Source organism: Pleionea sediminis (assembly GCF_007570825.1).
Taxonomy (GTDB): domain Bacteria; phylum Pseudomonadota; class Gammaproteobacteria; order Enterobacterales; family Kangiellaceae; genus Pleionea; species Pleionea sediminis.
Window position 1 is genome coordinate 279640 of record NZ_SUNB01000002.1, and the last position, 12022, is coordinate 291661.

The following is a 12022-nucleotide window of genomic DNA, read 5'->3' on the forward strand; positions in this document are numbered from 1 at the left end:
AGAACTTATTCGATTTACTATCTAACAATATACAAGTTTTGCTATGAAATAATTCAAGGAGCTAAACGTGATTTGGACAATAATTTTATTTTTCACTCCCCCGATGATTATCGGTTTTCTAATGCTGTATTCCGTTGTTACAACAACCAGAACAACGGTTGAGAGAATGAAAAAGGGATACCATCCTATAAGAAAGGAGTCTAAACTCACGAATTTTAAGCCTACTTAGCAATATAAAAGAATGGAAATTTTTATAGTAACTTAAACGCGAATTGATTTTTCTATTGATTTTGGGTTCCTATTTTTGAAATTAGAGTTCAAATTTTTGATTTCATCCAAACTTATTTACATCACAAACTATCAGTGTTCCTAAAAAGCAATATATGAATAACCTAATGTAATAATTAACAAATCAACGAACTATCTCAATACTAGTGTTTTTCGAGATAAATAATAGATTCCAGAAAAGCGCGGTTTAATTCAATAAATAGGCGCTAAGCAAGTCTAAATTCACAATGCAGTCAATAAAAGACTTTTGCATTATACAAGTAGTATAGAGTACAAAAAAGCTAGTTAAATAGTCAGTCAAATAGGTATTCTATAAATTCCTTTCTGAGGATTTTTTCACACAATCCAGAAAGCAATAACTCTTCACTTAATAACGTTCAAACGACTCATATACAACCTTAAAACTTAAAAGAGTGGGTTGCAAAAAAACAACTTTAAATATTTAAAACATTCAGAAAAACCAAACTTGCTAATTTCAAATAAACGTTATGAATCAACGTGATTATTAACATACTTGATGGTACTTATTTACTAGATAAAAACTCAAGTCGCTGTAAAGTGTGCGCCCAACAGCAAGGTAGTTAAATAATCTGACTACGAAGAAATTACGCAGTTTGCTCTCAATTGAGTGAGAGCTTATAGAATAAATTGGAGAATCGTAATATGTCATACCCAACCATGAAAAATGGCGCATTAAAAAAAGCTTTGGTTGCTCTAACAGCATCTTGTTTTTCATTATCTGCTTTTGCAGACACAGTTGTTGAACCTCTTATATCCACCACCTGGAATCAGAGCGGTGGTTACAACCCAAACTTCACATACAATAACAAGACTCCTTTATTCGAAAACAAACGCGCTCACGTTGGCTGTATTGCCGTTGCTTTTGGTCAAGTACTTAAACATTTTGATTACCCAAAGAAAGGCATTGGTAATAATACTTACTGTAACTCAGGTGGATCTGTTTACGGTTGTTCTGATTTAGTGGAAGTCGACTTCTTCCTTGAACGTTACAACTGGAGTGCAATGACTTCCAATTTAAATTATGCAAGCTCAGACGAAAATGTAGAAGCAATTTCAACATTGCTTTATCACATTGGAGCGTCTGTCAGTGTAACCTATGGAAAAGATGGTTCTGCCGCTAAACTTGCAAATCCTTCAATCATTAGTGACTTCCGCCGTCACTTTAACTTACCTAACATTGAAACTGCGTACCGTAGCGACTTTGGGAACGAAGGATGGTATGAGTTGATTACCAACGAAATTCGCAATGGTCGTCCAGTCGTACTCGTTGGATTTGATTCTAATGCCGGTGCTGGTCACGCCTATATTATTGATGGCATTAATGAAGAAGGTAAGGTACATGTAAATTGGGGTTGGGGCGGCTCTAGAAATGGATATTATGACTTAAATAATTTAGAACTTGATTTTGGCCGTGACGTTTACAGCTTTACAGAAGATCTTTTCGCGCTTGTAAACTTCACACCTTATGTGCAACCAGAAGGCAGCACATGTAATGATAGTTATGGCTCGCGATGCGCTGCTGGTTTGGAGTGTGTCGATACCAATACCAATGAAATCATCGACTATTTAAATAGTGAAACTTATGGAACTTGTACAGTTGTTGATTTTACGGATACCGATAATACGGATAACAGTGATCCAACAGATGAAACCGAAGTCGTCATTGCAGAAGTCGTCACGGAAGAAGCAGGCATTGTCGAGTCAAGAGAGTGGTTGCACTTTGGCCCTTACTCTACTTTAGAAACTATTCAAGTCGTAATGACAGGCGATAACGATGCCGATCTTTATGTTCGCAAAGGCTCTCAACCAACGAGTAGCAGTTATAACTGTCGTCCATACAGAGCTCATAGTAACGAAACGTGTAATCTTGAAGGTGAAGGTGAATACTATGTGTCAATCAACGGCTACGAAACATCTAGCTTTTCGGTAACAGTAACGACACAAGAAGAAGTTCTTTCAGAATAATTTAATTTGAGAAAGCCAAAGTGTTCATATTCCAACACATTGGCTCATCAAGCGCTTGACAGTGCTACATAAGTAGCACTGTTTTTTTATATTGACTATTCATATTAAAATTCATCTCATAGAGAAAATTTTCCTAGTACTTTAAACAGACTCCTTATCTTACAAAAACTTTACCTACTTATCGTTATTGCCAATAATCTAACTCACCAATTTTTAGAGCGATTACAATGAATTAACGCGACATTAATTTATCTAATTCTCATAGACTTACGAATCAACAACTCAATAACCTAGTTTTTTAAAGGAGAATATCTCACAACAACAGGTCAATAATCACCCTGTTATATCTCAGTTTACTTTCCTTAAATTGTAATCACCGATAACGTAAAAACCGAATCGGTATGACTTAAATCAACTTAAAGGAACTGAGTTATGAAATCATTTAAAGCTCTAGGAGCTTCTTTAACACTTGCACTGGCCAGTCAAATAACACTCGCAAAAGCTAATATAGACCTCGACCATCTGATGACAAAATCAGATTTAATTTTTAAAGGAACTATTGTCGATGTCACTTATAAAGACTCAACAGAAGGCTTACCACACACGTTTGTGACCTACAAAGTCGACCGCCTGCTGGCAGGGCAATCGAAAACTAACGAGATTACGTTACGGTTTATTGGTGGGAAGCAACAAATAGGAAAAGTTAAGCGCTATCTTCATGTGTCTGATGTTCCCACATTTGAGAAAGGTGAAAGTGATGTTTTGTTTGTCAGAAAAAATAACACTTCAATTTGTCCGCTTGTTAACTGCAGTAATGGACGTTTTCGTGACGTAAATGGATTAGTGACCAATGAGGATGGTCAGCCTTTACTGCTGACTGACAAAGATGAGTATAAATTGAGTCAACTTTCATTGGCAGCTCAATTAAAAGCAACGAATCGTAAAGCAGGTTCCGGGCGAGCTCAAAGCGGAATTGAAGGCGAATCAAAAATTGTTTTAAGCAAGTCTGATGTAATGATTGACACAGAAAGCTTTGTCGCTGATTTAAAACAGCGACTATCCTTAAAGAAATCGAATGGCACATTAAAACCAGGCTCATTTAGATCAGCATCAAAGAAGAAAAACTTTTCCACTTCTCTCTTTAGACCAACGGTAGCGCAAGAAACTGCTACGAAAAAAATCACAAAGAACCAAATGAAAAATTCTTCAATAAAAAAATCACACTTTGACTTATGGGAAGAAGAAATGATCCGCAAAACAGGCGGAGATCCCGTTATCAATAACCCAGATCGTTCTAAGTAATCAAGGAGGAATTCACTATGAAAACGATTTTCACAACAGCTGTTTTATTCGCGAGTAGTATATTACTGAACACAACAGATGCCGCGGCATGGAGAACCTGCGACGGAAAGAAAGTAAAGTGGGGAAGTAACAATGTGACCATGAGAGCCAGCAATGTTAGCTTTCCATCTGGCTCCTCATACTTAAGTGCTTTGCAAACTGTAATTTCCCGAGTGAACGATAATCCAAGTCCGTTTAACTTCTCTCTGCAAACCGGTGACACTTCTGTCAAATTTGACAATGGACAAAATGAAACCTGGTTTACCAATGACTCAGACGCTCTTGATGGTGCACCAGCGGTCGCATTTACCTGGTCACATTGTTACTGGTTATTCGGCTGGCACTACGGAATTGATGAAGTTGATGTTGTTTTTAACAACAATGTAAGCTATACAAGTTCAAATAATAAATCTTCCAGTTGGACATACGGCGGCTCATTTCGTCCTTTTCGTGCTACAGCAACCCATGAATTTGGCCATGCCATGGGCTTATTACATGAAAACCGCTACTACAATATCATGGGGCAAGACTGGGATCACATCCACGCCAATGGCAATTCAACACGCGCTTATCTTGGGGAAGATGCTGCAAACGGCTCAGTGATTTTATACGGTACGAACCCAAACTATATGGAAGATGTTTCTCTGACTCACCACAAATACCTCGGCACCAGCGGAGAATACAGTACACATCAACTTACTCGACTTTACAATTCTTCAGGTGGAAATTTGTCACGATTTGGAAATAGCGGCGAATGGGTCTATCGAGTCAATAAAGGCCAAACGGTTCGCTTAGAGTTAACGGCTGAAAATAATGGTAAGAATAGTCAATCCCCAGCGATGGGCTATTACATCTCGACAAATACGATTATCTCTACAGCTGATCGACGCATCGGAACAGGATCGTTATCTTTGAATAGAAATGTTCCTTACACCTTTCAAAGAACATTGACGATTCCTTCCGATTTAAACTCAGGTCAATACTATGCTATTGGTGCGATTATTGATTATAACAACGCTATTTCAGAGTCGACAGGGACAAACAACGCGACTTATATTCGTATATACGTCAACTAAAGTTTGATAAATAAGAACTACAAAAAAGGCCATCACTATGATGGCCTTTTAAATTCAGAAAATTAGCTTTATTCTGTTATGCACAAGTTTATGGCCTGTGCACTAATAGAATGCTACTTGCCCTTTCCTATATTTTTTTCAAAAAATGCTTTGAGCTTTGTATATAAAACTTTAGTGTGTTCAGGATCTCGAAATCCATGTCCTTCATTTTTGTAAAACAAGACTTCAACTTCTTTGCCTACTTCTTCGAATGCATCTTGTAAATCGAAAGTTTGTTGATAGTGCGCTTGTAAATCACGACCACCTGTCGCCAAAAATACATCCGCCTTTATTTTATCAACTTGATATCGTGGTGATACCGCTTTCAACTTCTTTTCATCATCGCCGAGAGCCGTCTTAAGGTATCCGGTTCCCCAATCAAGTCGTTCGGCAACATTACCTCGCTCAAACATATCAGGAAGATCATAAACACCAACGTAACCGAATGCACACTTATACAAGTCTGGCTCTCTTACTACACCCATGAGTGAAGCGTATCCGCCATAAGATGCTCCAGCAATACAAATTCTATCTTTGTCTGCGTAGCCTTGCTCTATCGCCCAAAGTGTACCGTCAGTTAAATCGTCTTGCATTTCCTGACCCCACTTACCAAAGCCTATCGCTTCAAACTCTCTTCCGTAACCACCGGAACCGCGAAAGTTCACTTGTAAAACGGCGTAACCCAGTGATGCATAAAACTGAACTTCTGGATTAAAGCCCCAACGATCACGAGGACCATGCGGGCCTCCATGAGGGTGAACAATCAATGGTAAATTCTTACCATTCGAGCTTTTAGGAATGGTCAAATATCCGTGTAGCTCTAAGCCATCTCGGGCTTTGAAAGAGATGGGTTGCATCGGAGACATTTCATCAGGATTAATCCATTCACGGGGACGAACCAAAAATTGTGCCTTTTTCGTTTTTGTATCGTATAGATAATAAGTACCGGGATCGACATCACTTGCAACGTAAAGTACCAATTTTGAGGCATCAGCAGTCGCGCTTGTGATGTTGACATAATGATCCTTAAATGCAGACTCCAAGGACATTAACATTTGAGAGCTTGGATTAGATTTATCAAAGTAAACTCTTTTAGGTTTGCCATCCATATAGACAGCACCTGCAAGAATATTTGTATCCTTCTTCTCTAAAGACCGTATCCAAAAAGGACTGGCATCGACTAAGTCATGACGAAATAGTAGCTCTTTCTTTTTCGTTGCGATATCGTACAAATAGACACCCTCTGTTGGGGCTTCTTTATTTTCAAGCATAAAGACCTTACTTCCATCCTCAGTAAAATCTAGAGGATCCAATCCACCCTTCTCATCTTTATACGTTGCAAATGAATCTATCTTTCTCCATTTATCCTTTTCACTTTCACGAAAATAAACATGTTCAATTCCATTTTCATCAGTGTTAGTTGCAAAGCGATAGACAAAATCATCGTCCCATAAATTCGATGCATATCTAAACTCTGATTGCTGGACTTTTCTTTTCTTGCCAGTAAACATATCCACTTTATAAAGGTTGGTATACTGTTTTTTGTCAAAGTTTGAACTAATCAAAATATGTTCATCATCTTCCGGCAACCTAGATGCGATTGTTCCATAGCCCATATCACCGTTAGAGGGTCCAAATATAACTCTATTTTTAGAACCATCAATATTTATGGCAATTATATCTGCAGTTCCAACGACACTACCAAACGAACCTATTTTTCGACCTTTTCTTAACATTAATCGTTTATTCGTGAGCCATCCATAATCTACAACATGGTTATCTTCGCCAAAACTCAAGACAGATTTAACCGACTGATCTTTCAGTGACATGATGGCGATTTTTGTTTGCGTACCATGCTCAAATGTAGAAGCCAGATGTTTGCCATCGGGTGAAATTTTCACTTGAGAAAAGCTAGGTGGTCTGACGAAATCATCAATAGATGCGGCACTTGCATTACCCAAAAAGGAAAATACCAACAGTGTCGTTAATGCAAGTCTTAATTGTTTAATTACATTCATAATTAACTCGTTACATTTTATATTTATTAAAACAATAAAGCCGCTCATTAGAGCGGCTTTATCAACCTTTAAAGAATCTTAGAACGTATAACGAGCTTCTAAGAATACTTCGCGTCCAGTCAATGGATAAACGGTCGGATTTACCCATGGCCATCCGCTTGATTGCGCAGCGCTTGTCGATAATGTTTTGTCCTGAGGACCTTTATCATCAGTCACGTTCACAATCTGCATAATGACATCTAAGTCTTCAGTCAATCGATAAGCCAGATTCAAGTTTGCTGTAATCATCGAGTCGCCTCGCTTAACAACACCTGTTCCGTCTGCAGCATCTTCATTACAATCAGTTGCAGCAGGATCATAGAACTCAACACCATCTGCATTAATTCCATTGAAACACTGGTCATTCAAGACTGAACCGATTTTGGTTACGAATAAAGTTGTAGAGAAATCATCGTAAGACCAACTTGCAGTGAAGTTAATACGCTCTTTTGGCTCTTGAATAGAATCCTTAATATCACGCTCAGTATCATCTAACATGAAATCGTAGGTGTTAACATTGGTTGTTCCAAGTTGGAACGTGAAGTCACCTGCAGATTCAGTTTGTAAATCGTAATTAATCGTCATGTCGACACCAGACTGAGTCAAACTGCTCACGTTGATGTAACTTGGACGAACACGAGTGATATCACCTAACTCATCTGGAGTAATGATTCCATCGCCATTTGCGTCAACCGCATCTTCACGTTCAACAACACGAAAAGCTTCTTGACACTCGTCAGAATTAGGATCGAATGTTTGAGTTCCGGCGCGATTCGTACCTAATCGACAATTCGCTTCATTAACTAACAATGTAGTACTGGATTGAACCGAAACTTGATTATCTAAAGTGACTTTGAAGTAATCAATAGTGAAAGACAAGTCATCAGTGATGTCATAAACCAAGCCTAGACCGTAGTTTTCGCCGGTTTCTTCTTCAAGCTCAGGGTTACCTTCACCTAAGTATCTAACGGAACCAGTTTGAGCGTATCCTAAACAGTTCGGGAATGCACCAGCATCAGCACCCGTTTCGTCGGCATAACGACATTCCGCAACATCAACAACGCCAGATAAAAACGCATCTTGTCTCTCACGGAAAAGATAGTGCATATCAGGAGCACGGAACGACTCTGCATAAGAACCACGAATCAATAGGCTGTCTAGTGGTCGGTAAGCAATATTCGCCTGACTAGAAAGTCGACCACCTACTGATGAACCATCGTGGTAATCATCGTAACGAGTTGCTAAACCAAGCTCTAAACCTTCCATTAATGGAATCGAGAACTCAAATCCTAGTGCGTAACGCTCACGGTCACCAGCACCGAAATCGGCACTACCGTTCGACCAACCACCATTAACGTCTTGGCCTTCACGAGCAATTGCATCAACAACAATTTCATACTCAGTACGCTGATATTCTGCAATGGCAGCAAACGCTACAGGACCAGCTGGCAAATCAAACAACTCGCCAGAAATAGAGAAATCGATTCCCAGAGATTTAGAAACAGCATCAGAAGTTCTGAAACCAATAGAATCATCAGACAACTGACTCATGTCTAAAGGATTCCATGGATTAAAGTCCGTTAACTCTGCAATTTCTTGTAAAGCTGATTGTCTAAACTGACGAGTACGATCGTCTTGCGTCGAACGACTGAAGTTGATGCCTGTTTCATATTCGTATTCACCCATGACACCTTTTAAGCCAGATGCCAACACAAAAGTTTGTTGCTCTGTGAATGAGCTCGGAGCAACTTCTGTTTGAGGGTCGAAGCTTCTTAGGTAATTATAGAAAGCACCAGAAACTGGATCTTGAACGATACCTTGAACAAACTTTCGGAAAATCTGGTTGTTAGTTTCTGAGTCCCAGTACAATCCACGAGCAAAGAATTGAGTATCCAAATCAAGGTTGTAAGTGTAGTTCACGATCGCAGAACTACGCTTCCGTGGATTACGGATTGTAAACTCACCAACATTATCGTCGACACAAACGTCACCAAGTCCTGGGTTAAATGGATAAGGCGATGAAAAAGCATCCTGTGTCGCACATTGCTCATCGGTTGGGTTGACGAATGTGAACGTCGAATATTCTAGCAACCAAGAGTTCAAGTTGTAAGAAACAGGAGCATCGGGAAAGTTAGGATTATCAAAAGCTGAATCAAGATGTTTTCGATCTTTACCTTGAATTGCGTTTTGATCTTGGTATTCGATAACGTAAGTCAATGAATGATCACTGCTTACATCCCCACCAATCAACTGAAATCTTACAGACTCACCGCCACCTTCTGGTGTTTCACCGTAACGAACGCCAGCCATGATTTCATCAAGATCGTTTTTAAGGATTACGTTAATAACACCCGTTACCGCATCTGAACCGTAAATCGCTGACGCGCCACCCGTTAACACTTCAATTCTCTCAACCGCAGCAATAGGAATGATTGCCCAGTTGAAGTAAGAACCACCAGTGTATGAAGACGTTGGATTATCAGTAACACGGCGGCCATTAATTAATGCCAAAGTTCTACCTGGGCCAAATCCGCGAATGTTGACAGCTTGACCAGCAGTACCACCCGCTGAGTTTGCGTTTTGTTCACCAACAATAGCACCTGTTGATTGAGTCAAACCTTTAAGAGCATCGAAAACGTTGGTGAATCCACGTTGCTCAAGTTCTTCGACTTCAATAATGGTTACAGGTTGAGCAGTTTCTGCTTGATTTTTCTTGAGCCGCGAGCCAGTAACGACGACGCGGTTATCTTCTTCGGCTTCTTCATTTGAATCTGACTCTGCGGCAAAAGCATTAAATGCCATTAACCCTGATGCAGAGGATGCGAGTAGCGCATATTTTACTGCCGAAGCAATTGTTCTATTTTTGTACATCTTTTATCCTCGGTTATTACTCTATACTGAAAAACCTGGCTATTATTCTTATTCTCAGGTGGAGATTATTTTTACCTCAAATTAATGCAACAGTCCATCATTAACTACCCTTAATATCAATTTGAGAACATATTAATGGAACTTTTTCGTTTTACTGCTAATTCGTTTTACCTGAAAATTCGAGACAGGAATATCAGGAAGCATAGAAGTTCAATATATATTCAACACTTGTAACAAAACAAGGCGTATAAAATTCATTTTTGTGTAAATATTACACTTGAATCATTCAACTTTTAACAACTATTTAATAATCGAATCCAGAAAGTTACCCTGTAGTTGGTACCAAATGATACCAAAATTTTAGTGTGAATATTCACATATTCAGATTCATTACAAGATTGCTGTTCAATATATAACCATATCGTTTTAAATACTGACAACTATACGTGTTTTTAACTCACAACATGATTAAACAATTCCAATAAATTGATGCCATCAGATGACGGAAGCAATGTTTAACCTCTCTCTTAATAGTGACTCCTTTTTCTAGAAATAATAAGGTAAAAGTATTTTCTAACAAATTCTTTATTTAGTGGGAAATAGGGGTTATTTGAAACACTTTTATTTGAAATTTCCAATAAAAAGCCGCTCAAAAGAGCGGCTTTTTAAATCAGAAAAACTCTTATAAAGTGTAACGTACTTCTAAGAATACTTCGCATCCAGTCAAAGGATAAACCGAGGGATTAATCCATGGCCAGCCATTTAACTGCGCAGCACTATCTGATAATGTTTTATCAACAGGACCTTTTCATCAGTCAAGTTAACGATCTGCATAATAACGTCTAAGTCTTCCGTCATTTTATAAGACAAGTTCAAGTTCGATGTGATCATAGAATCGTCTCGCTTAACAACACCGTCACCATTGACTCCGTTGAAACAATTATCGTTCAAGATAAAACCAGGTTTAGCGATGAATAAAATGGAACCAAAGTCATCATAGAACTAACCTGCGCGGAAATTGATTCGGCTCTTTTAGTTCTTAAACAGTATCTTTAATATCGCACTAACAATCGTTTAGAGAATGGCACATAAAATTACAAACTCCGACCTTTTCTCCCGCATTCATGCAATGCCATTAGTGCAATGTAAAACTCAACATCATCGAAGGCATCTTCTTCTGTTTCATAAGGACCTTTAACCTCACCCTCGCGAGTTTTAAAATACCAATGTTTATTTTTCTTGATAAATCTAGAAGATTTTTTGTGAGTGATTTTCGCATAGTCCGTTGCTCGCATATCGATTGCTCCATCAATTGATTTGAAGCGGCTAGAAAATTTCAAACTAAAGTATTGTCTTTCACATCAGCCTTTTTAATTCAATCATCTTAAAGTCTTGAATAACAATGACGTTGGTAAGATCAATAAAAAAGCAGCGTCAAGGCTGCTTTTCAAAAAACTTATGCGACTTGCTCTCTCCTACCACATTCGTGGAGATCCATGAGCGCTATATAAAAATCGACTGCGTCGGAGATCTCTTCTTTTGACTCATAAGGTCCATAGATCTCACCTTCTCGAGTTTTAAAAAACCATTGGCTGTTCTGCTGGATAAACCTCGATGAACGGTCTATCGATTTTTTAATAAAATCAGTCGCTCTCATGTAGATATCTCCCTAAACACGATAACTCAATTGTAGTTAAGGAACCTGACTTGAGTAAGAGATGTTTTAGATAACTCATGTAAGAAATGTCTCATGCTTACATTTTATTTCCACAACGAGATTTTAAAAGATCTGCATGTGACATAATTCACCAAATCATTTAATCATTACTTTAATGTCTCTTTTAGGGATTTAAAATCAGACATTATTTGTGAGACATGTTCACGGGGGTTCACATCTTCGTAATGTTTAACAATATTACCCTTGTCATCCACAATAAAAGTTTCCCGGCGAGTGTGTGGCCAAGGCAAAATATTAACCATGTCCAGCTGCTTAGACAGAGACTTATCGACGTCTGCTAATAAATCAAATTTAACATTGTAGGTTTTAGCGAAGGAAGCATGTGATTCGACATCATCCAGGCTTATACCCACAACTTCTATACCCATTGATTTTAATTTATCATAGTTTTTAGCAAAATTCTCAGCCTCGATACTGCAACCAGGAGTGTCATCTTTGGGATAGAAATAGTAGGCGACCCATTTCCCTTTATACTTCTCATTGGTCACTAACTCGCCTAGTTGATTTTTAACAGAGTAATCCGGAAACAAAGCTCCGGTCCAGTTCTTCGCCTCTACAGTACTAGTCAATAGAACCGTAAACGCTAATAAAGAAAAAGCTCGCATCATATGAATCACCTTATTTTA

Annotated in this window: 9 protein-coding genes; 3 read left to right on the forward strand and 6 right to left on the reverse strand. The window is 38.5% G+C overall.

Annotated features, from left to right (window positions below):
- Positions 1-951 precede the first annotated feature (951 nt).
- The 3 genes from FAX86_RS11150 to FAX86_RS11160 all read left to right on the forward strand — a co-directional run bounded on the left by FAX86_RS11150 (position 952) and on the right by FAX86_RS11160 (position 4691).
- Positions 952-2274 carry a C10 family peptidase gene (locus FAX86_RS11150; protein WP_144393497.1) on the forward strand — a complete coding sequence of 441 codons (1323 nt, stop codon included), beginning with the start codon at positions 952-954 and terminating at the stop codon, positions 2272-2274.
- Positions 2275-2706: 432 nt separating this feature from the next.
- On the forward strand, positions 2707-3576 hold the full coding sequence (locus tag FAX86_RS11155; RefSeq protein ID WP_144393498.1) for a hypothetical protein: 870 nt from the start codon (positions 2707-2709) through the stop codon (positions 3574-3576).
- A 17-nt stretch (positions 3577-3593) separates the two neighbouring features.
- A complete protein-coding gene (locus tag FAX86_RS11160) occupies positions 3594-4691 on the forward strand; it encodes a CARDB domain-containing protein (RefSeq protein ID WP_144393499.1) in 1098 nt (365 codons plus the stop codon).
- A 113-nt stretch (positions 4692-4804) separates the two neighbouring features.
- On the opposite strand, the gene FAX86_RS11165 is transcribed toward FAX86_RS11160, so the two are convergent.
- From FAX86_RS11165 to FAX86_RS11190, 6 genes are all read right to left on the reverse strand, one after another.
- Positions 4805-6748: an alpha/beta hydrolase family protein gene (locus tag FAX86_RS11165; protein WP_164503552.1), complete on the reverse strand. Its 1944-nt coding sequence runs from the start codon at positions 6746-6748 to the stop codon at positions 4805-4807.
- A gap of 78 nt (positions 6749-6826) precedes the next feature.
- The gene (locus tag FAX86_RS11170) at positions 6827-9658 is read right to left on the reverse strand and encodes a TonB-dependent receptor plug domain-containing protein (protein ID WP_144393501.1); all 2832 of its coding nucleotides are present in this window, start codon (positions 9656-9658) and stop codon (positions 6827-6829) included.
- Between the two features lie 762 nt (positions 9659-10420).
- Positions 10421-10609: a hypothetical protein gene (locus FAX86_RS11175; protein WP_144393502.1), complete on the reverse strand. Its 189-nt coding sequence runs from the start codon at positions 10607-10609 to the stop codon at positions 10421-10423.
- Positions 10610-10752: 143 nt separating this feature from the next.
- A complete protein-coding gene (locus FAX86_RS11180; RefSeq protein WP_144393503.1) occupies positions 10753-10953 on the reverse strand; it encodes a DUF6316 family protein in 201 nt (66 codons plus the stop codon).
- A gap of 161 nt (positions 10954-11114) precedes the next feature.
- Positions 11115-11315, reverse strand: a complete 201-nt coding sequence (locus FAX86_RS11185) for a DUF6316 family protein (RefSeq protein WP_144393504.1) — start codon at positions 11313-11315, stop codon at positions 11115-11117.
- Between the two features lie 167 nt (positions 11316-11482).
- The gene (locus FAX86_RS11190; protein WP_144393505.1) at positions 11483-12004 is read right to left on the reverse strand and encodes a peroxiredoxin; all 522 of its coding nucleotides are present in this window, start codon (positions 12002-12004) and stop codon (positions 11483-11485) included.
- Positions 12005-12022 lie beyond the last annotated feature (18 nt).

Excerpts from the sequence above, each read along its gene's own strand:
- FAX86_RS11150 (WP_144393497.1), top strand. The coding sequence starts at position 952 with ATGTCATACCCAACCATGAAAAATGGCGCATTAAAAAAAGCTTTGGTT.
- FAX86_RS11155 (WP_144393498.1), top strand. The coding sequence starts at position 2,707 with ATGAAATCATTTAAAGCTCTAGGAGCTTCTTTAACACTTGCACTGGCC.
- FAX86_RS11160 (WP_144393499.1), top strand. The coding sequence starts at position 3,594 with ATGAAAACGATTTTCACAACAGCTGTTTTATTCGCGAGTAGTATATTA.
- FAX86_RS11165 (WP_164503552.1), bottom strand. The coding sequence starts at position 6,748 with ATGAATGTAATTAAACAATTAAGACTTGCATTAACGACACTGTTGGTA.
- FAX86_RS11170 (WP_144393501.1), bottom strand. The coding sequence starts at position 9,658 with ATGTACAAAAATAGAACAATTGCTTCGGCAGTAAAATATGCGCTACTC.
- FAX86_RS11180 (WP_144393503.1), bottom strand. The coding sequence starts at position 10,953 with ATGCGAGCAACGGACTATGCGAAAATCACTCACAAAAAATCTTCTAGA.
- FAX86_RS11185 (WP_144393504.1), bottom strand. The coding sequence starts at position 11,315 with ATGAGAGCGACTGATTTTATTAAAAAATCGATAGACCGTTCATCGAGG.
- FAX86_RS11190 (WP_144393505.1), bottom strand. The coding sequence starts at position 12,004 with ATGATGCGAGCTTTTTCTTTATTAGCGTTTACGGTTCTATTGACTAGT.